At 61.7% G+C, this 19,562-nt stretch carries 16 protein-coding genes; 9 read left to right on the top strand and 7 right to left on the bottom strand.

What is annotated here, in order from left to right; genetic code table 11:
- Positions 1-7: 7 nt before the first annotated feature.
- From ACGYLQ_RS08580 to ACGYLQ_RS08550, 7 genes are read right to left on the bottom strand one after another with little or no spacing between them, the layout of a single operon-like run.
- Positions 8-337, bottom strand: coding sequence for a hypothetical protein (locus ACGYLQ_RS08580; RefSeq protein ID WP_271689213.1), 330 nt, complete (start codon positions 335-337; stop codon positions 8-10).
- Positions 334-2,871 (bottom strand): cytochrome c oxidase subunit I, encoded by a 2,538-nt coding sequence (ctaD, locus tag ACGYLQ_RS08575; RefSeq protein ID WP_394442095.1) that lies wholly within the window; start codon positions 2,869-2,871, stop codon positions 334-336. Before ctaD ends, ACGYLQ_RS08580 begins: the two co-directional genes overlap by 4 nt.
- Entirely contained in the window at positions 2,868-3,809 is a 942-nt protein-coding gene (coxB, locus tag ACGYLQ_RS08570; protein WP_394442092.1) for a cytochrome c oxidase subunit II, read from the bottom strand. The genes ctaD and coxB overlap by 4 nt, the downstream gene beginning before the upstream one ends.
- Complete coding sequence (locus ACGYLQ_RS08565; protein WP_394442089.1) at positions 3,806-4,306, bottom strand: c-type cytochrome; 501 nt, start codon at positions 4,304-4,306, stop codon at positions 3,806-3,808. Before ACGYLQ_RS08565 ends, coxB begins: the two co-directional genes overlap by 4 nt.
- 8 nt (positions 4,307-4,314) lie before the next feature.
- Positions 4,315-5,133, bottom strand: coding sequence for a c-type cytochrome (locus tag ACGYLQ_RS08560; protein ID WP_394442086.1), 819 nt, complete (start codon positions 5,131-5,133; stop codon positions 4,315-4,317).
- Positions 5,134-5,155: 22 nt separating this feature from the next.
- Entirely contained in the window at positions 5,156-6,940 is a 1,785-nt protein-coding gene (locus tag ACGYLQ_RS08555; protein ID WP_394442083.1) for a GMC family oxidoreductase, read from the bottom strand.
- Positions 6,940-7,551 carry a gluconate 2-dehydrogenase subunit 3 family protein gene (locus tag ACGYLQ_RS08550; protein WP_394442080.1) on the bottom strand — a complete coding sequence of 204 codons (612 nt, stop codon included), beginning with the start codon at positions 7,549-7,551 and terminating at the stop codon, positions 6,940-6,942. Before ACGYLQ_RS08550 ends, ACGYLQ_RS08555 begins: the two co-directional genes overlap by 1 nt.
- Positions 7,552-7,758: 207 nt before the next feature.
- Between ACGYLQ_RS08550 and ACGYLQ_RS08545 the strand changes: the two genes are divergently transcribed.
- The 9 genes from ACGYLQ_RS08545 to ACGYLQ_RS08505 all read left to right on the top strand — a co-directional run bounded on the left by ACGYLQ_RS08545 (position 7,759) and on the right by ACGYLQ_RS08505 (position 19,557).
- The gene (locus tag ACGYLQ_RS08545; RefSeq protein ID WP_394442077.1) at positions 7,759-8,775 is read left to right on the top strand and encodes a sodium:calcium antiporter; all 1,017 of its coding nucleotides are present in this window, start codon (positions 7,759-7,761) and stop codon (positions 8,773-8,775) included.
- A gap of 92 nt (positions 8,776-8,867) precedes the next feature.
- Complete coding sequence (locus ACGYLQ_RS08540) at positions 8,868-9,635, top strand: PRC-barrel domain-containing protein (RefSeq protein WP_394442075.1); 768 nt, start codon at positions 8,868-8,870, stop codon at positions 9,633-9,635.
- Positions 9,636-9,695: 60 nt separating this feature from the next.
- Positions 9,696-11,297, top strand: coding sequence for a sodium:solute symporter (locus tag ACGYLQ_RS08535; protein WP_394442073.1), 1,602 nt, complete (start codon positions 9,696-9,698; stop codon positions 11,295-11,297).
- A gap of 3 nt (positions 11,298-11,300) precedes the next feature.
- On the top strand, positions 11,301-12,428 hold the full coding sequence (locus ACGYLQ_RS08530; RefSeq protein WP_394442070.1) for a mechanosensitive ion channel family protein: 1,128 nt from the start codon (positions 11,301-11,303) through the stop codon (positions 12,426-12,428).
- A gap of 48 nt (positions 12,429-12,476) precedes the next feature.
- Positions 12,477-14,087 carry a BCCT family transporter gene (locus ACGYLQ_RS08525; protein ID WP_394442067.1) on the top strand — a complete coding sequence of 537 codons (1,611 nt, stop codon included), beginning with the start codon at positions 12,477-12,479 and terminating at the stop codon, positions 14,085-14,087.
- Positions 14,088-14,489: 402 nt separating this feature from the next.
- On the top strand, positions 14,490-16,061 hold the full coding sequence (locus ACGYLQ_RS08520) for an ABC transporter substrate-binding protein (RefSeq protein ID WP_394442064.1): 1,572 nt from the start codon (positions 14,490-14,492) through the stop codon (positions 16,059-16,061).
- Between the two features lie 82 nt (positions 16,062-16,143).
- On the top strand, positions 16,144-17,100 hold the full coding sequence (locus ACGYLQ_RS08515; RefSeq protein WP_394442061.1) for an ABC transporter permease: 957 nt from the start codon (positions 16,144-16,146) through the stop codon (positions 17,098-17,100).
- Positions 17,101-17,102: 2 nt separating this feature from the next.
- Positions 17,103-17,921 (top strand): ABC transporter permease, encoded by an 819-nt coding sequence (locus tag ACGYLQ_RS08510; protein ID WP_394442058.1) that lies wholly within the window; start codon positions 17,103-17,105, stop codon positions 17,919-17,921.
- A 19-nt stretch (positions 17,922-17,940) separates the two neighbouring features.
- Positions 17,941-19,557, top strand: coding sequence for an ABC transporter ATP-binding protein (locus ACGYLQ_RS08505; protein WP_394442055.1), 1,617 nt, complete (start codon positions 17,941-17,943; stop codon positions 19,555-19,557).
- The last annotated feature ends 5 nt before the right edge of the window (positions 19,558-19,562 follow it).

The raw sequence follows: 19,562 nt of genomic DNA, 5'->3' as shown, positions 1-19,562 counted from the left end.
TCTCTCTCTATCCGTGGCAGCCGGGCAGGATCAGCACCGGGGTTAGATTGGCCAGCGTGGCGATGAGCGAGATCAGCCCGGTCCACCATCCTGCGCGCAGAAGGGCGGTCTCATCCCGGTTCAGGTCCGACCGCCGACCGCTATGTGCGCCCCGCCACATCCAAAAGATTTGCACCATCGCCATGGCAAGCGTCAGCACGACGGCGATGATCAGCAGGTGGTCCTGCCCCAGCAGTGCGCGCGGCGCGCAGGCGGCCGAGATCAGCGCGTAGATCAGCGTGAAATGCAGCGCCCACAGCAGGGCCGGTTTGGCGATGCCTTTGGTCAGACCTCTCATATCGCGCCTCCTGCCAGCAGATAGGCCGCCGCCGTGACCCCGCCCATGATGGCCACCACCTTGGCGAATGTGGCGATGAGCAGGTTGGGCAGCATCTGCCCCGGCTGAACCGCGCCCACGGCTTTGCGCAGCGCATTGATGAGCGACCAGTAAAGCACCACGGCAAGGTATCCCGCCACGAAGGCGAAGAGCGCCCAGCCCACGGCGGCATAGGCCGACCCATAGGGATCGACCTCTTGGATCGACAAGAACAACAGCGCGCCCAAGGCGATGGCCCCCACGGCCAGTCCCAGATCGACGGCGATGACCGACTTGACCTTGGCCCCATAGGCCGCCCGGCGGCTGGCCCAACTGAACAGCAGCAGGCCCAGAGCGGCGAGGGCCGCCAGACCCGCCATGAGCGGATCAGCGGCGGGGGTCGTCTCGGCCCAATGGGGCTGGGTGTTCCACAGGTAAAGCCCGGCAAAGACCAAGGAGGCGAAGAGCGCGGCGGAGATCAGCATCGTGCCCACCACCGCCAAATGCAGGTGACTGCGCGGATCGACGATATTAACCGGCAGGCGCAGTTTGCCCAAGCCGCTGTCGCGCCGCACGCCGCTGTCCGACGGCTCCCAAATCCACGCGGTGATCCCCGCCAGCGCGATGGCGAAACCGACCGCCACCAGCCAATAGGCCGAAGCCAGCGTCGCGCCAAAGCCAAGCGCCAGACCGAAGGCGGTGATTAGCGGCACCCATGTCGGATGCGGCAGGCGCACGATCTGCATCGGCGCGCCGGTCACGGGGTCATTGCCCATAGTCTCGCGCCGGTGGTCGGTGGTGGGGCGCAGCGCGCCTTCGACCTTATGGGCCGGGCGGTCCAGCAACTCGGGCTGGTCCCAGAGCGGCTCACGCGAGCGGACGGTGGGAATGGCGTGAAAGTTGAACCCCGGCGGGATTGGCGGATAGAGCCATTCGAGCGTGCCCGCGCCCCAAGGATTGCGCCGCGCCCGCAGCCCGTGACGCTGGTGCCAAAAGAAGTCGAAGACAAAGAGCACGACGCCCGCAGCGAGGATGTAAGAGCCGATCGACGACAGCATATTGAGCCGGTCCCAGCCCAAACCCTCGGGGTAGCTGGCGATCCGCCGCGGCATGCCGCGCATGCCCGTGAGATGCATCATGAAGAAGGTTACGTTGAACCCGATGAACATCAGCCAAAAGACCCAGCGGCCCAGCGTGTCCGACATCATCCGCCCGGTGAAATGCGGCATCCAGTAATAAAGCGCGCCGAACATCGGGAAGACGAAGCCGCCGATCAGCACATAGTGCAGATGCGCCACCACGAAGTAGCTGTCATGGGCCTGAAGGTTGAAAGGCACCGCGGCCACCATCACACCGGTGAGGCCCCCCAGCACGAAGATGAACAGGAAGCCGAGGATGAAGAGCATCGGCACCTCCATCCGTGGCTTTCCCTGCGCCAGCGTGGCGAGGAAGCAGAAGATCTGCACCCCCGTCGGGATCGCCACCATCGTCGAGGCGGCGGAGAACAGCGTCAGCGACATCACCGGCAGGCCCGTGGCGAACATATGGTGCGCCCAGAGGCCGAAGCTGAGGAAACCCATCGTCACCACCGCCGCCACGGCAAACCCGTAGCCGAAAAGCGGTTTGCCCACGAAAGTCGGTAGCATCGTCGCCACCATGCCCGCGGCGGGCAGGAAGATGATGTAGACCTCCGGGTGGCCAAAGAGCCAGAACAGGTGCTGCCAGAGCAGGGGATCGCCGCCAAGCGCGATGTCGAAGAACGGCAGACCCAAAAGGCGCTCGGCCTCCAGCAGGATCGAGCCGATGATCAGCGGCGGAAAGCCCACGGCGATCATGAAGGCGGTGATCAGCAGATACCACATCAGGATCGGCATCTTGGTGAGGCTCATCCCCGGCGCGCGGGTGCAGAGGATCGCGGCAATGATCTCCACCGCCGCGGTCACGCTGGCGATCTCGGCGAAGGTGATGCCGATGAGCCAAAAATCCGCCGAGAGGTCCTGCGTATAGGCACTGGTCGAGAGCGGCACATACATGAACCAGCCCCCCGCGGGGGCGGCGTCGAAGACGAAGGACGACAGCACGATGATGCCGCCGAACAGGTAGCAGTAATAGCCAAAGGCCCCGAGCCGCGGAAACACAAGGTCGCGTGCACCCACCATGAGCGGGATGAGATGCACCGCGAACCCCTCCAGCATGGGGATCGCGAAGAGGAACATCATGATCGTCCCATGCATCGTGAAGACCTGATTATAGGTCTCGGAATCGAGGAAGGTGTTGTCCGGCACGATGAGTTGGGTGCGCACCAGCAGGGCGAGGAAACCAGCAATCAGGAAAAAGACGAAGCCGGTGACGAGGAAGCGTTTGCCCACCACCCGGTGACTGACCGAGGACAGATAGCGGATGCCAGGTGGGGCGTCCCAAATCCGCTCGAACCCTTTGTCCGGCGCGCCCTTGGCGCTGCCGGAATAGGTCTGATCCTCGGGCAGATCCACGACATATGCTTTACGGTCCGTCATTTAAGGCTCGCCAGATAGGCCGAGAGCGCGCGCAGGTCGGGCCCCGGCAGATGGTTGTAAGAAGGCATCTTGGCCCCCGGTTTCATCGCGGTCGGATCCGCGATCCAACCCGCGAGCGTGCCTTGGTTCATGCGGTACATCCCCGCGCCAAGACTGCCGCGCGCGCCCACGCGGCTGAGGTCAGGCCCTAGCGTTCCGGTCTCGGCTACGCCGCGGATGGTATGGCAAGCGGGGCATCCCGCTTCGACAAAGACATCGCGCCCGCGGGTCAACTCCGTGGTGGCCGCGTCGCGGGCCTCGCCACTGCTGCCCTGCATCCAAGCGTCGAAGTCTTCGGGCTCCATCACGACGACCTCAAAGGCCATTTTGGGGTGTGACAGCCCGCAAAACTCAGCACATTGCCCGCGAAAACGCCCTGTTTCGGTCGCCATGACCGGCAGGCTGTTCACCCGGCCCGGGATCATGTCCATCTTGCCGGTAAGCTTGGGCACCCAGAAGGAATGGATCACGTCGCTGGATTTCAAGCGAAAGGTCACCGGGCGGCCTTTGGGAATGACGATCTCATTGGCGCCGCGCATGGCCCAGCCTTCGGGGTCATAGACCACATCCCACCAGAATTGTTTGCCGGTCACTTCGATGACCAGCGCCTCGGGGTCTTCCAAGGTGATGCGTTGCAGGATGACGGTGGAAAAGCCCATCAGGATCAGCACTGAGACGAGCGGCAGGGCGATGCCCCCCGCCCAGATCCACCATTTGCGCGGCGCGATCTTACCGGCGAGGACGCCCCAGACAAAGAGCAGCAGCAGCACGAAGACCACGCCGAAAGCGACCGTCATGCCGATGGTCAGCCCGTTGATCGCCGTGGCGCCGACCCCCTCTGGCGCGAGGGCGGATTGCACGCCGTATTCGCCAAGCGTGGACTGTGCGGTATCGCTCATTCGCGCACCTCCGATCCCAGAAGATAGGCGGCGATGTCGCGCGCTTCATCACGTTTCAGGCCAAGGTTCGGCATGGCGGTCTCAGGGCTATGGGCGGGCGGGTTCATCAACCAACGGGTCAGATCGCCGGGGCGGTTCGGCAAAACGCCCGCCACATAGGATTGTCGGGCGAAATCATGCAGGTCGGGGCCAACGGTACCTTGGGCATCGCGCAGCCCCGGCACGCGGTGGCAAGCGCCGCAGCCATGAAGCCGGATCAGGGCAACCCCGCGCTGCGGGTCGGCATCCAGAAACCGGCGCGAGGCGGCTTCGTAATCCGGGGTCTTTTCCACCAGACCTTGGCGTATGTTTATCCGGGCCCAGTCCGACACTTGTTGCGAGGCTTCTCGGATCGGGCCTGACACAGCGGCGGCAATGCTGCTTTGCGGCGGCAGGGCCGACCAGACCATCGCGAGGCCGGTCAGCAGCAGAACCGATATGACGGTGAAGACGCGCATGCCTCAGCTCACTGCGTCGGTGCCGTGGAAGGCTCCAACAGCGGTGACGTCTCGGGCGGCAGCGGCTGCGTCGGGCGGACACGGTTGTAATAGGCGCTGACGGCGTCGATGTCTTTCTGGGTCATCTTTTTGGCGATGGCGGACATGACATTGTCCACGTCATTGTCGCGCTTGCCCTCTTTCCACATCTGCAATTGATGCGCCATGTAGCTGGCATATTGCCCGGCAAGGTAGGGCACCGAAGGCGGGTTGCCGAGGCCGCTTGGCCCGTGACAATTCACACAAGCGGGCACGCCGCGCTCAGCCGAGCCGACAGCGCCAAGCTGGCCACCCCATTGCAGGGTCATGCCGTCCACATCGCCCAAGGGCGGGGTGTAGGGGGCCGAGATCGTGGCGTAATAGGCCGCGACGGCCTCCATCTCTTCTTCGGTCAGTTTTTTGGCGATGCCCGACATGACGCGGTTCTGCCGGTCGCCCGAGGCATAATCCTTGAGCTGTTTGTAGGTGTACCACCCGGCCTGACCGGCCAGCCGGGGGAAGGCGCCTGAGCCGTCGCCCGCGCCATCGCCGCCGTGGCAGGTGATGCAGGCCATGCCGCTGTCGCCCGCCTCGGACCCGCCCATGGCGACCAGCCGGCCAAGTTCCAGCACATCGTCGTCGACCTCGGTGTTCACCGTCGCGTTGAAGCGCAGAACGTCGTCTTGGAAACGTTGCTCCATCGCCGAGATGCCGGGGGCAGCCTCGTAATTCTGGGCGCGGATGAAACCGGCGGAAATGCCGAGAACGGCGATCGCGCTACAGGTCGTCAGAACGGTACGGAATGTCATGGGGCGGTCCTTTCGATCTGTCTTAGGCATCCATCAAGGGGCCGGGGTTCGGCAGGTAGTCGCGTTTCATGTGTTCAAGCGTCCAATAGGCGAGGCCCATCAGCGGCCCGGTGGGGTTGTAGCCAAGGTTCTGCGGAAACAGGCAGGCGCCGAAAACAAAGACGTTGTGATGGTCCCACATCTGGCCATAGCGGTTGACCACGCTGGTCTCGGGGTCGGTGCCGATCACCGCGCCGCCGACGTTATGGGTGGTCTGATAGGGGACGATGTCATAGTGGCTGTCGATTGCCGCATTGTTGCTGCCGCTGACGGAAGTCACATTGTCCATCTCGCGGGCGATCTCCATCGCGCGCTGCATCACATAGTCTGACATCTTGCGGTCATTCTCGGGGAAATCGAAGGTCATGCGTAGCAGCGGGCGGCCATAGGCATCGGTCCATGTCGGATCAAGGTCGAGGTAATTCTCGGGCGTCGACACCGAGGAGCCATGCACCACCAAATCGGCGTGATGATTGTAGTTCTCGCGCACCGCGCGTTTCCACTCCGCGCCCCATTTTGGCGTGCCCTCGGGCACCGGCTGATAGCCGATGGGGCGGCCATGGTATTGTTTGCAGGCGATATAACCGCCGCCGACGAACCCCAGATCGCTATGGTCGAAATTATCGCCGTTGTAATCGTCGATCACCACGCCGAGCGCGCCCGCGCCCATATAGGGGTCGGTTTTCACACTGTCGTCGAAGAAGGCATCGACCCCGGCCACGGTTTGATAGCTGTAGTTGCGCCCCACCACGCCGGTGCGGGTCTCGGGGTCATAGGGCTTGCCAAGGCCGGAGACGAGCATCAGATGCACGTTCCACAGCGCATAGGCATTCATGCAGATCGTGTCGGCGGGCTGGAAAACCTCTTCGCCGTTCTCATCAAGATAGATCGCGCCGGTGGCGGTCTCGCCGTCTCCGCTCTTCTCGATGCGCAACACCTGTGCGTTCAGGCGGATCTCGAAATTCTCATGGTCCTTGATCCGGTCATAGACGCAGATGATCGGGTCGGCCTTGGCATAATAGCCGCAGCCGAAACGCTCGCAAAAGCCGCAATAGGTGCAGGGGTGCAGCTGCGCGCCATAGGGGTTCACATAGGCTTTGGTCACATTGGCCGAGGGCATGGGGAAGGGGTTCAACCCCATCCGCTCAGCCGCCTTGCCAAAGAGCGTGTTGGAGATCGGCTGGCGCATCGGCGGGTTGGGGTAATCCGCGCTGCGCGGCCCCTCAAAAACGTTCCCCCCGGCAAGCGCCTCGCCGTTTAGATTGCCAGCCTGCCCGGCGGCTCCGCAAATCCGTTCGAAAAAGTCGAGATGTGGTTCAAGCTCATCATAGGTGACGCCCCAGTCCTGAATACTGAGGTCGGGGCCGATGAAATCCTTGCCGTAGCGCTCTTCGTAATGGCTGCGCATTTCAAGGTCAGAGGGCAGGGGCCGCCAAAGCTGGCCGTTCCAATGGATGCCTGCACCGCCCAAGCCCGATCCGGGCAGGAAAGACCCCAGCCGCCGCATCGGCAGTGCCTGCTGGTCACGGTTATTGCGAAAGGTCAGCGTCTCTTTCTTGACGTCGACCATATGCTCGTAGCGGTGGGCGTATTTGAGTTCGTCATGTTCCTCGGGCGCGCCGAAGGATGTGGCGGTATGGCGTTGTTTGCCCCGCTCCAGCACAACGCAGCGCTGCCCGGCATGGGCCAATTCGTAGGCTGCGGTCAGGCCGGTCCAGCCACCGCCGATGATCAAGACATCGGTTTTGGGAAGCGTTCTGGGTGCCATCAGTCAGACCCTCCGCCAATCGCGCGGGGCGGGTAGGGGGAGCCGCCACGATCATGGGCAATGCCGCGCGGCGGCGGCGTGATCGAGCGTTCGTGTTCGTCCACCCGCTCCGTGTAATAGGCATGCGCCCCCGGGAACCCGACCATGCGCCAGCCGGCGTAATCATGATTGCCCAGGTAGATCGGATCGGCGAAATACCCCTGCCGCGTCAGCTTCCACAATTCGGCGATCAGAGTGCCGATAAAATCGTCCCGGTTCGATAGTTCTTCGACATGATCGGCGCGGGCAGTGGCATCCATCTCGGCAAAATCCCCCAATTGGCGCGCCTGTTCTATTCCTTGGCGGAGGAGTTGGGCCGGTGTGAATTCAAGCTGATATCCCTGTTCGGCCACGGCCCCATCGGGAAAAGGCGGTTCGAGGTAGAGCCCTTTCCCCGCGCCATAGGCCGTGGCCATCTGGTAATCGATAAAGTCGACCACACCGGCTTGCGAGGCCGAGGGGAACTCATCTTGGGGAATGAAAACATCGACCACGGCGGCCATCCACCGCGCTTCGTCATTCGTCAAAAACGCCCAACCCCGATCATCGCGGGCGGCAAAGGCGTGTTGCACCGGCAATCCGACTGTCGCGGCACCTGTACCAAGTGCGATTTGGGCTAAAATAGCTCGCCGTGAAAAGAGCTTTGCCATAAATTGCGGCTCCGCTTGAAAAATAGGTCTGCATCACAACAACGGTAAACTTCCCGTGGGGTTCCGGAACTTTGTGAACATTTTCACTAATTGGCGCGAACGGATCGCCCCCTCGCGCGTTGACCGGGCATGTTTGCAAGCCTTTCCACCCCGATCCTCTTCGCTCTTGGCGGTCTCGCCGGGCTTATCATTCTCGTGACTGGCTACCGTATGACGGGGCTCAGCGACCAGATCGCGGACCGGACCGGCTGGGGGGAGGCGCTGGTTGGCGCGGCCCTGCTCGGCGCGGCCACTTCCATGTCTGGCACGGTCGTCTCGCTGACCTCGGCGCTGGACGGGCGGGCCTCATTGGCCTTTTCGAACGGTATCGGGGGCATCGCGGCGCAGACGGCCTTTCTGGCCTTGGCGGACATGATCTATCGGCGGGCCAACCTCGAACATGCGGCGGCTGATCTGGCCAATGTCTTTCAGGCGGGGCTGCTGCTGCTTTTGCTGACGGTGCCGCTGATGGCCTTCACCGCGCCAGAGGTGGCGTTTTGGGGCATCCATCCCGCCAGTGTCGCGCTGTTCGCGCTCTACGCCTATGGCATGCGGGCCACCGCCCGGCTGCGGGAAGAGCCGATGTGGCATCCGGTATCCACCTCGGACACCCGCGCGGATGAGCCGGAGGACGACGAAGAGGCCGAGAAACCCGTGGGCGCATTGATTGTGCCCTTTCTGATCTTGCTGGTGCTGATGGGTCTTTCCGGCTTCGCCGTGGCGCGGATCGCGGCGGAGATCTCGGACCGGTTCGACCTGTCGGATACCGTGGTGGGAGCCACGATGACGGCGGTGCTCACCTCTCTGCCCGAGCTTGTGACCACCCTCGTCGCGGTGCGGCGCGGGGCGCTGCAATTGGCCGTGGGCGGGATCATCGGTGGCAATACTTTCGACACGCTGTTCCTGACTCTGTCGGACATCGGGTATCGGGACGGCTCGCTCTATCATGCGATCACGGCGGATGACCTGTTCTGGCTTACCGTGGCGATGATGATGACGGCGGTTCTGATCCTTGGCCTGATCTTTCGCCAGCGCAAGGGGATCGGTTGGGAGAGCATCGGCTTGTTGGTGATCTACGCAGGCGCGCTGGCGGTGCAGGTTCTCTAAATACAGGTAACAAGGGAACTATCTCATCAAGTTACCGTTATCCCCATGATGCTACCGGCCTTGCCCGCCCGAATTTTCAGCAGGAGATAGTCATGAGAAATGCGCCGCTTCTAGCAATTACGCTGATTGGCAGTCTCGCCGCCACGGCACTGCGATCTGAGACTGAGACACCGCAATTCATTCCCCAAGACACGATGATCGCCCTGTCGAGCCTGAATGGCCACAAGCTGTTTCTGCCCGCCAAGGATGCGCCGCTGGCCGATATCGACCTCGAAGAATTGAAAGAGCCTTTGGAAGAATGGATCATGGCGGGGCAGGTGTCGGAAGTGGTGATCAGCCGTGATGGCACCCTGCGTGGGATCATCGTCGATGCGGGCGGGTTTCTGGGCAAGGGGGCGACGCGGGTGTTGTCGCTTGATGATCTGCGGTTCTTGCCGGATGCGGATGAAGAGAACGAATTCTTTCTGCTTTATACCGGCCAGAAAGAAGACCTGAAAGCCGCCCCGGAATACAACGAAGACGACGTGCGCCTTCGCGCTGCCGATATGCGTGAAGGCGGCGAGAAGATCGAGATCGTTAAATTGAGCGATCTGGATTCCGAAGAATTCCTCGGGCTGGCGACCTTTGGTCAAAACGACAATTGGATTGGTGAGATTTCGCAGGTCACCTTTAGCGAAGATGGCCAGATCAAGATGGTGATCCTCGACATCGGCGGCTTCCTCGGTCTGGGCGAAACGCAGGTCGCCGTGCCGCTGGATATGATCGAATTGCGCCGTTTGGGCGGAGACGATCTGCGGGCCTATGTCTCGGCGACCGAGAAAGAATTGCAAGAAATGGAGCCTTGGGAAGAGGACGGCTGAGCCCCCGGGGGCGCGTTTCAATTTCGGAACCAAGCGCAAGACATATTTTAGGAGAGCATGATGGAGAGCGCGAAATTTGACTTGCACCTGATCGACTATGCGATTGTGGTGGCCTATTTTATCGGTGTCGTTGCCCATGGTATTTACGTTTCGCGCAAACAATCCGGCGGGTCCGAGGATTACTTTCTCGCCGGGCGTTCCCTGCCTTGGTATCTGATCGGCTTCTCGCTTTTCGCCTCCAACATGTCCGGCTCCAGTTTTGTGGGGCTGATGGGCGGGGCCTATGCGAATGGCGTCGTGATCTTCAATTACGAATGGACTGCGGCGCTGGTCTTGATCCTATTCGCGATCTTCATTCTGCCGTCTTACCTGCGGGCGAAAATCTCGACCGTGCCGGGATTTCTGGAAGAACGCTATGACGTCCGTTCGCGCCGGGCCTTTTCGCTTTTCACCATCCTCGCGATCATGTTCATCGACACGGCGGGCGCGCTTTATGCGGGTGGGTTGGTGATCTCGAATGTCACCGGCTACCTCAATCTTTGGGCCGCCGTCGCCGTGCTGGCTTTGGTCGCGGGCATCTACACCATTCTGGGCGGTCTTTCGGCGGTGGTCGTGACCGATACGGTGCAGGCGATCTTGCTGATCATCGGGGCCGCTGCCCTGTTCTGGATCGGCCTTGATGAGATCGGCGGCTGGGAGGAGCTGTTCACCGGCAAGCCCGAAGATATGACCCATATGATCTTGCCTGCGGACGATGATTTCTTGCCGTGGACGGGGCTTTTGGGCGTTATCTTGCTCGGCTTTTACTATTGGACGATCAACCAGTTCGTCGTGCAGCGGACGCTGGGCGCGAAGGACCTGAAAGAAGGGCAGATCGGGGCCATCTTCGCCGGTTTCCTGAAACTGCCGAACATCTTTTTGATGGTGCTGCCGGGGGTGATCGCGCTCAAGCTCTACCCCGATCTTGAAACGCCTGACCTTGCTTTCCCCACGCTGGCGTTTGAGTTGATGCCGATTGGCGTGCGCGGGCTGATTATGGCAGCACTGATTGCGGCGATCATGTCTTCGCTCGACTCCGCCTTGAACTCTGCTTCAACCTTGGTGGTAAAGGACTTTGCCGAGCCGATGTTCAACGTGAGTGAAGAACGTCAGGTCTGGATGGGCAAACTGGTCACCGCGGGCGTCATGGTCTTTGGTGCGATCTATGCCCCGATGATTGCGGGATTTGAAAGCCTCTTCAGCTATTTCCAATCCTCGCTGTCCTATATCGTGCCGACCATCGTCGTGGTCTATATCCTTGGCCTGATGTTCAAACGGTTGAACGGCAACGGCGCGTTTTGGACGATCATGTTTGGCCTGATCATCGGCATTCCGCTTTTCGTGCTGAAAGAGGTGACGAATTACTGGGCCTATATGGGGCTGCCGGAAATCCACTATACGGTGATGTCCTCGATCATGATGACCATCGGGATCATCCTGCATTTCGGTATTTCCTACGCCACCTCGCCGAAGGAAAAAGAGAATATCGAAGACCTTGTCTGGCAGGGGGAAGAGGCCAAAGAGATTTTCACCCAATGGGAGAAACCGCTCTGGCAGGATCGCACCCTCTGGGCCGGGCTGCTTGTCGTGGCCACGCTGGCGATGGTGGTTTGGTGGGCCTAAGCGATGGAGACGCTGGACCGCATAGCGACAGTTGTTGCGACGCAGCTTGAGGCCGCGCCCGATTTCGTCAGCCCCCTGCTTGCCGTGCTTCTGGCCTGTGCGGCGGGGCTGGCGGTCCATTGGATCGGATACCGTATCCTTGACCGCGTAATCTCGGAAAAGAACATCACCGGGCGGTCCTTGCTGCGCCGGGCGCGTAGGCCGCTGCGCCTTGCCGCCGTGGTCGCAGCGCTTGCTTGGGTTCTGCCCAATGTGCGTCTCTACGGCTGGCAGGACGGGGCGGCGCATCTGTTCCTCGTCTTGCTGATCATTCTCGTCGGCTGGACGCTGATCCTGCTGACCAATCATTTCGCCGAACGCGCCGTGCGGCGGCATCGGCTGGATGTCGAAGACAATCTTTCGGCCCGCAAGTTCGTGACCCAAGCGCGGGTCCTGCGCCGGACCGTGACCATCATCTTGGGGATTTTCACTGCCGCTGGCGTTTTGCTGACCTTTGAGAGCGTGCAGAAATACGGGGCCGGGCTTTTCGCCTCGGCCGGGGCGGCGGGGCTGGTCGTGGGGCTGGCGGCGCGCCCGGTGCTGACCAATCTGATCGCGGGGCTTCAGATCGCCATCACCCAGCCCATCAGGCTCGAAGATGTGGTGATCGTCGAAGACGAATGGGGCTGGGTCGAAGAGATTTTCGCGACCTATGTCGTCGTGCGTCTGTGGGATTGGCGGCGCATGGTGGTGCCGCTGTCTTATTTCATCGAAAAGCCCTTTCAGAATTGGACCCGCGAAAGCGCGTCGATCATCGGGACGGTGTTTTGGTATCTCGATTATACGGTGCCGATTGGCGAAATGCGCGCCAAGCTTGAGGAGCTGGCCAAAGCCTCGCCCCTATGGGACGGGCAGGTGGTAAATCTTCAGGTTTCCGAGACCGAGAAAGACAGTATCGCCGTGCGTGGTCTTGTCAGCGCACGGACCTCACCACAGGCATGGGATCTGCGCTGTGAAATCCGCGAGAAGATGATCGACTGGCTGCAAAAAGAGCATCCCCAAGCCCTGCCGCGTCTGCGCGGGAATATGGAGATCCGCAGCCGTGATGAGCCGGACATGTCATCGAAAGGCGAGGCTCCGGTGATGCCCTAGAGGGGGCGCAGGGCCGACCAAGGAAACGAACAACAAAGGAGAAAATAGGTGGAAAATCTCGCACGGCGTCTTGGTCTGAAAACGGACCCGGTCATCTTTTTCATCTCAGCCGGGCTCGCCGCGCTTTTCGTTCTGCTGTTGATCTCGGTACCCGAACCCATCGGAGACATCTTTGCCGTGGGTCGGGCTTGGGTCGTGACCAATCTTGGCTGGTTCTTCATCCTTGGCGTGAATGTCTGGCTGGGTTTTCTGATTTGGGCCGCCGCGTCGCGCCACGGCCATATCCGATTGGGGCCGAAAGGCTCTGAGCCGGAGTATTCGAACCTGTCGTGGTTCACCATGCTTTTCGCCGGGGGCATCGGCACCGTTCTTATGTTCTGGGGCGTGGCAGAGCCGATCAGCCATTTTCAGAAACCACCCCTGCCGGGGGTGGAGCCCTATTCGGAACAGGCGGCGAAAGATGCGATTTCAATCGCGATCTATCACCTGGGGCTGCACACTTGGGCGATTTTCACGCTGCCCGGTCTGGCCTTCGCCTATTTCATCAACCGCTATGATCTGCCGGTGCGCGTCAGCTCGGTTTTCTACCCCCTGCTGCGTGAGGGTATTCACGGGCCAGTGGGCAAAGCCATTGATATCGTGGCTATCTTGGGCACGATCTTCGGCGTGGCGGTGTCCCTCGGTCTCGGTTCTTCGCAGATCGCGGCGGGGCTGTCCGAGCTTTTTGGCTGGGATGCGTCGACCTTTTTGAAGATCATGATCCTCGCCCTGCTGACCATGGTCGCTGTCGGCTCGATCGTGGCGGGGCTCGACAGCGGGGTGAAGCTCTTGTCGAACATCAACATCGGCATGGCGGTTCTGTTGATGCTCTTTGTGCTGGTGACCGGATCGACCTTGTTTCTTTTACGTGGCATCGTCGAAACCGCGGGGCTTTATCTGCAAAACCTGCCGCGGCTGGCCTTTTGGAATGATATGCTGGCCAATCGGAACCCGTCAAACGGGGATTGGGGCTGGCAAGGGGATTGGACCGTCTTTTACTGGGCGTGGACCGTGACCTGGTCGCCCTTCATCGGGCTGTTCGTGGCGCGGATTTCGCGCGGCAGGACCATTCGCGAATTCGTCTTCGGCGTTCTGCTTGCGCCGACGGCCTTCACGCTGATTTGGTTCTCGATCTTCGGCTGGCAGGCCATCGGCTTTGACGGCATCGGCACGGCGGCGCGGGAAGCGATGGGCGATCAGGCGGGCGAGATCAGCCGGGCGGTGGCAGAGAGCATCCCCCTCGCGCTTTTCGTCTTTCTTGAGCATTTCCCCTTCACGCTCTTCGTCCAAGGCGTAGCGATCATCATCGTGGCGATTTTCTTTGCCACCTCGTCGGACTCCGCTTCACTGGTTGTCGATATGCTCTGCACCGGCCATGCCAAACCCGGCCCTGTGCGCCAGCGGGTTTTCTGGGGCCTTGCCGAAGGGCTGGTGGCGGCGATGCTGATCCTGTTGACGGGCGACACTGGGCTGACCGCCTTGCAGCAGGTGATCACCGTGGTGGGGCTGCCGATCTTCGTGCTGGTCTGCATGATGATACCGTCCTTGGTGCGCGGCTTTAAGCTTGAGGATATCGACAATGTTTCCGTGAACGGGCGGCCAAAGCTGAGGGATTTCTAAGGCGGCTTGCAGCCCCGACCGACCGCCGGTTTGCAGCGGTCGCAGGAGGGGGCGGCGGGGGAGGTCTTTCACCCGCCACCCCTTAACATCTTGATCTTCCCGTAAAACATCACTAGCCGTAACGTAACTTCGCGACAGGCGACCGGGGTATCTATACCCCGGCGTCGGAACCGGCTATGCCTATGGCCAAGATCGTTGCGGCGGGCGAAATGCCGCGACGGATCGCAGCGCAGAGGGGCGCGCGCCATCCTTTGGCCGCGTGTTTCGACAGCGCCTGCGGCTGGGCAAAGCGCCCATGCCAGTGCGAGGGCGGCGGCCAATGACGCGGCACGCGGCACCGCAGCAAGACGCCGAGCGCTTTGTCAGAGCGTTCGAGCAAGAAAACAAACAAAGGGGGATACAATGACCAATTTCACAAACCGTCAAAACGGCCCGAGCCGTCGCAGCTTTCTAGCCGGGACCGCCGCCGCCGTGGGGGCAGGGCTGATCCTGCCACACGGGGCGCGGGCACAGGCGCAACCCAAGAAGGGCGGCACCCTGCGGGTGGGCTTTACCCAAGGCTCCACTTCCGACAGCCTTGATCCGGCGACCTTCAACAACGACTTTATGTTCGCCAGCGGCTATGCGGTCTTTAACACATTGACTGAGATCGCCCCCGATGGCACCGCCCAGCCCGACCTTGCCGAGAGCTTTGAGGCCAGCAGCGATGCGGCCACCTGGACCTTCCGCCTGCGCGACAATGCACAATTCTCGGACGGCAAGGCGGCCACGGCGAATGACGTGATCGCTTCGATCCGTCACCACATGGGGCCCGAGTCCAAATCCGGTATCAAACCGCTGCTTGAGCAGATCACCGATATCCGCGCCGATGGCGATAAGGTCGTGATCTTTGAACTGGCCGCGGGCAACGCGGATTTCCCGTTCATCTTCAACGACTACCACCTCGGCATTCGCCAAGACACCGGCGATGGCACGATTGACCCCAACAGCCGCATCGGCACCGGCGGCTATGTGATCGATGTCTTCGAGCCGGGCGTGCGGGTCGAACTCTCGCGCCGCGATGACTACTGGAAAGAAGGCCGCGCGCATTTCGACAAGGTCGTGATCCTGAAAGTCGGCGACCCGGCTGCCCGGATGAACGCGCTGATGACCGGTGAGGTCGACCTGATCGACCGGCCCGACCTCAAAACCATCAACCTTCTGGGCCGCGCGCCCAATGTGAAGATCCACACCCAGGACGGCACGCTGCATTACATCATGCCGATGCAGACCAACACGGCGCCCTTCGATGATCTGAACGTGCGCATGGCGCTGAAATACGGCATCAACCGCGAAGACATGATCGAAAAGGTTCTGCGTGGCTATGGCACCGTGGGCAATGACCAACCGATCTCGCGCTCCATGCCCTATTACAACGACGATCTGGAGCAGATCACCTATGATCCGGAGCGGGCGAAGTACCATCTGAAACAGGCGGGTTTGGAAAGCCTCGACGTGACGCTCTCGACTTCGGATGCGGCGTTCAACGGGGCGGTAGATGCCTCCGTGCTCTTTGCCGAAAGCGCGCGGCCTGCTGGTTTGAACATCGACGTGAAGCGCGAGCCGGATGACGGCTATTGGTCGAACGTCTGGCTGCAAAAGCCCTTCTGCTGTTCCTATTGGGGTGGCCGCCCGACGCCTGACCTCATGTTCTCGACCGGCTATGCCGCCGATGCGGAGTGGAACGAGACCAAATGGGACAACGAGCGCTTCAATGAGCTGCTGTTGCAGGCCCGGCCTGAGCTGGACCAGACCCGCCGCGCCGAGATGTACGGCGAGATGCAGAAGATCGTGAAAGAGCAGGGCGGCGCGCTGATCCCGGCATTTGGCCAATATGTCTCGGCCATGAGCGAAAGCGTTCAGATGCCCGAGGAAGTGTCCGAGATGTGGGATCTCGACAGCCAGCGCTTCATCGAACGCTGGTGGATGTCCTAAGCCACAGCTTCACGCGGGCGGCCCCCAAGGGCCGCCCGTTTCCCGCACCAATGGCCCGCCCCGGGCCGGAGAAAACCTTAAAATGTCCCGGCTTCAGAAGCTTGTTATCGGCCGAGTGTCCCTCGGCATTCTGACCCTCTTTGTCGTATCCGCCCTCATGTTCGTTGGCATCGAACTCTTGCCCGGTGATCTGGCGCAGCAGATCCTTGGCCAGTCGGCGACTGAATCGACCCTCGCGGCCTTTCGCGCCGAGCTTGGCCTCGATCAGCCCGCGCATCTTCGGTATTTCGATTGGCTTGGCGGCGTGCTGCGCGGTGATTTCGGCACCTCTCTGGCCTCGCGGCGCGAGGTGTCTGAGCTGTTGGGCCCGCGGCTTGCCAATACCATGTTTCTGGCCGTCTATGCCGCCGTCATCGCCGCCCCGCTGGCGGTGATCCTTGGGCTGCTGGCGGCGCTGTGGCGCAACACGCTGTTTGATCGCGGCGTCAACCTGACCGCGCTTTCCGCCATCTCCATGCCCGAGTTTTTCGTGGGCTATGTCCTGATCCTGTTTTTGTCGATCAAAGCGGGCGTCTTTCCGACGCTGGCACGGATCGACAGCGCCACGGGGCTTTGGGACGCGCTCTATCGCAGCTTTCTGCCCGCGCTGACGCTTATTCTGGTGGTCGTGGCGCATATGATGCGGATGACGCGGGCGGCCATCATCAACGTGCTGGCCTCGCCCTATATCGAGATGGCCCGCCTCAAGGGCGTGCCGCGCTGGCGCATTATCCTGCAACACGCGCTGCCCAACGCGCTTGCGCCGATCGTCAATGTGGTGGCGCTGAACCTTGCCTATCTGGTGGTCGGCGTGGTGGTGGTTGAGGTCGTCTTTTCCTACCCCGGTCTTGGCCAGTTACTGGTCGATGCGGTTTCCAGCCGGGATTTCCCGGTGGTGCAGGCCGTGGGGCTGTTCTTTGCCGCTGTCTATATCACGCTGAACGTTCTGGCCGACATCATCTCGATCATGTCGAACCCGCGTCTGCGGCACGGGAGATAACGATGAAATCTTTGCTGAAATCCGCGCCTCCCTCGGCGATCTTTGGCATGGTGGTGCTGGTCCTCGTGGCCATCACCGGACTTTTCGCCCCGTGGATCGCGCCCTATGGCGAGACGGAAGTGGTGGGCGACGCCTATCTGCCGTGGAGTGGTGCGCATCCGCTTGGCACCGACAATCTGGGCCGCGATATGCTGTCACGCATGATCTTTGGCGCGCGCAATACGGTTGGGCTGGCGCTGCTGACCACGGCCATTTCCTTTTCGCTCGGGGCCACGCTGGGGATGCTGGCCGCGCTCAAAGGGGGCTGGCTGGACGAAGTCCTATCGCGGCTGGTCGACGTGTTGATGGCCGTGCCGCCGCTGATCTTGGCGCTGATGCTCTTGGCCATTGTCGGCCCCTCGATCCCCAATATGGTCGGGGTGATCGCGGTGATCTATGTGGCGCCGGTCTACCGCCTGTCGCGCGCGGCGGCGATGAATGTTGTCGGTCTTGATTTCGTCGAGGCCGCAAAGCTGCGCGGAGAGCGCACGCCATGGCTGCTGCGGCGCGAGATATTGCCCAACATCTGGTCCACCCTGATCGCTGAATTCGGTGTGCGCTTTTGCTTTGTGTTTCTCTTCATCGCGGCGCTGTCCTTTCTTGGCATCGGGATACAGCCGCCGACGGCGGACTGGGGGTCGATGGTGAAAGAGAACGCCACCCTGATCAGCTTTGGCGATATCACCCCGCTGATCCCGGCGGCGGCCATCGCTTTGTTGACCGTTGCGATCAACCTGATCGTCGATTGGATGCTGCACCGCGCCAGCGGTCTGAAAAGTTAACCGAGCAGGGGCCAAGCATATGGGAAATCTTCTGAATATTCGCGGTCTCCGGCTTGAGGCAGGGAGCCGCGCGCGGCCCAATGTGATCATCAAAGGGCTCGATCTGGAACTGGACCGGGGTGAGGTGTTGGGCCTTGTCGGCGAAAGCGGGGCGGGCAAAAGCTCCGCCGGCTTGGCGGCGATGGGCTATGTCCGCGACGGGGTGCGCTTTGCCGGGGGCAGCGTTGAATTCGACGGCACCGAGTTAATCGGCATGGGGCGCGGGCAATTGCGCCGGTTGCACGGCAAACGCATCGCCTATGTCGCCCAGTCCGCGGCGGCGAGCTTTAATCCCGCCAAGACGCTGATTGACCAATATACCGAAGCGCCGCGCCTGCACGGTGTCTCGGGCCGCGCGGCGGCAGAGCAGGACGCTGTCGCGCTCTACCGTCAGATGCAATTGCCCAACCCCGAGGAGATCGGCTTTCGCTACCCGCACCAAGTGTCGGGCGGCCAGTTGCAGCGGGCGATGACGGCGATGGCCATGGCCTGCCGCCCCGACCTGATCATCTTTGACGAGCCGACGACCGCCCTAGACGTCACCACCCAGATCGAAGTGCTGGGCGCGATCCGCGATATCGTCGAGCAATATGACACGGCGGCGATCTATATCACCCATGATCTGGCGGTGGTGAGCCAGATGGCCGACCGCATCTGCGTGATGAAGGATGGCGCGGCGGTGGAGACCGCCCCGACCAAGACCATGCTCGACGCCCCGCAAGAGGACTATACCCGCTCGCTCTGGGCCGTGCGCTCCTTCCGCCGCCCCGATGCAGAGGCGGAGGAGGCTCCGGCGCTGATCCGCTGCGAGGGGGTTTCGGCCGCCTATGGGCCGATGACGGTTCTGGATAATCTCAACTTCACCTTTCCGCGCGGCCAGACCACAGCCGTCGTCGGGGAAAGCGGGTCGGGTAAATCAACGCTCGCGCGGGTTATCGCAGGGCTGTTGCCCCCCGTCGCCGGGCAGTTTTTCTGGAACGACGCGCCGCTTGAGCCGCAACTAGCCAAACGCGGGGCCGAGACGCTGCGCAATATCCAGATGATCTATCAATCGGCGGACACCTCGCTGAACCCGCGCCACAGTATCCGCGAGATTTTGGCCCGACCGGTGCGCAAGTTCACGGGCCGCAGGGGGCACGAGCTTCAAGCCCGGGTGGCGGAACTGATGGATTTGGTCGACCTCGACCGCGCTTTCCTTGACCGCAAACCCAGCGAACTCTCGGGCGGGCAGAAGCAGCGCGTGGGCATCGCACGGGCGCTGGCAGCCGAGCCGGAGTTCATCATCTGTGACGAGGTTACCAGCGCGCTGGACCAATTGGTGGCCGAAGGGATCCTGCGGCTTTTGGTGCGGTTGCAGACTGAGTTGGACCTGACCTTTATGTTCATCACCCATGACTTGGCCACGGTTGAGGCGATTGCCCATAGGGTGATCGTGCTCAAGAATGGCCAGATCGTAGAGCAGGGCGGGCGTGACGAGATCTTCGGCGATCCAAAGCAGGCCTATACCAAGCGGCTGCTGACATCGGTCCCGCAGATGGACCCGGAATGGCTGACTGAGGCCCGCGCGCGGGAGCGGTCCCTGCGCGAGGCGCAGTAGGGTCG

Source organism: Sulfitobacter sp. 1A12779, from assembly GCF_043557315.1.
In the GTDB taxonomy this organism is placed as follows: Bacteria; Pseudomonadota; Alphaproteobacteria; order Rhodobacterales; family Rhodobacteraceae; genus Sulfitobacter; species Sulfitobacter faviae.
The sequence above is the reverse complement of the archived record's forward strand: the minus strand, read 5'-3'. Positions and strand labels throughout refer to the sequence as shown.

What these genes read in the sequence shown, in the direction of transcription:
- ACGYLQ_RS08560 (WP_394442086.1), bottom strand. Translation starts at nt 5,133, where the DNA reads ATGACATTCCGTACCGTTCTGACGACCTGTAGCGCGATCGCCGTTCTC.
- coxB (WP_394442092.1), bottom strand. Translation starts at nt 3,809, where the DNA reads ATGAGCGATACCGCACAGTCCACGCTTGGCGAATACGGCGTGCAATCC.
- ACGYLQ_RS08505 (WP_394442055.1), top strand. Translation starts at nt 17,941, where the DNA reads ATGGGAAATCTTCTGAATATTCGCGGTCTCCGGCTTGAGGCAGGGAGC.
- ACGYLQ_RS08530 (WP_394442070.1), top strand. Translation starts at nt 11,301, where the DNA reads ATGGAGACGCTGGACCGCATAGCGACAGTTGTTGCGACGCAGCTTGAG.
- ACGYLQ_RS08545 (WP_394442077.1), top strand. Translation starts at nt 7,759, where the DNA reads ATGTTTGCAAGCCTTTCCACCCCGATCCTCTTCGCTCTTGGCGGTCTC.
- ACGYLQ_RS08580 (WP_271689213.1), bottom strand. Translation starts at nt 337, where the DNA reads ATGAGAGGTCTGACCAAAGGCATCGCCAAACCGGCCCTGCTGTGGGCG.
- ACGYLQ_RS08515 (WP_394442061.1), top strand. Translation starts at nt 16,144, where the DNA reads ATGTCCCGGCTTCAGAAGCTTGTTATCGGCCGAGTGTCCCTCGGCATT.
- ACGYLQ_RS08510 (WP_394442058.1), top strand. Translation starts at nt 17,103, where the DNA reads ATGAAATCTTTGCTGAAATCCGCGCCTCCCTCGGCGATCTTTGGCATG.
- ACGYLQ_RS08565 (WP_394442089.1), bottom strand. Translation starts at nt 4,306, where the DNA reads ATGCGCGTCTTCACCGTCATATCGGTTCTGCTGCTGACCGGCCTCGCG.
- ctaD (WP_394442095.1), bottom strand. Translation starts at nt 2,871, where the DNA reads ATGACGGACCGTAAAGCATATGTCGTGGATCTGCCCGAGGATCAGACC.
- ACGYLQ_RS08540 (WP_394442075.1), top strand. Translation starts at nt 8,868, where the DNA reads ATGAGAAATGCGCCGCTTCTAGCAATTACGCTGATTGGCAGTCTCGCC.
- ACGYLQ_RS08555 (WP_394442083.1), bottom strand. Translation starts at nt 6,940, where the DNA reads ATGGCACCCAGAACGCTTCCCAAAACCGATGTCTTGATCATCGGCGGT.
- ACGYLQ_RS08520 (WP_394442064.1), top strand. Translation starts at nt 14,490, where the DNA reads ATGACCAATTTCACAAACCGTCAAAACGGCCCGAGCCGTCGCAGCTTT.
- ACGYLQ_RS08535 (WP_394442073.1), top strand. Translation starts at nt 9,696, where the DNA reads ATGGAGAGCGCGAAATTTGACTTGCACCTGATCGACTATGCGATTGTG.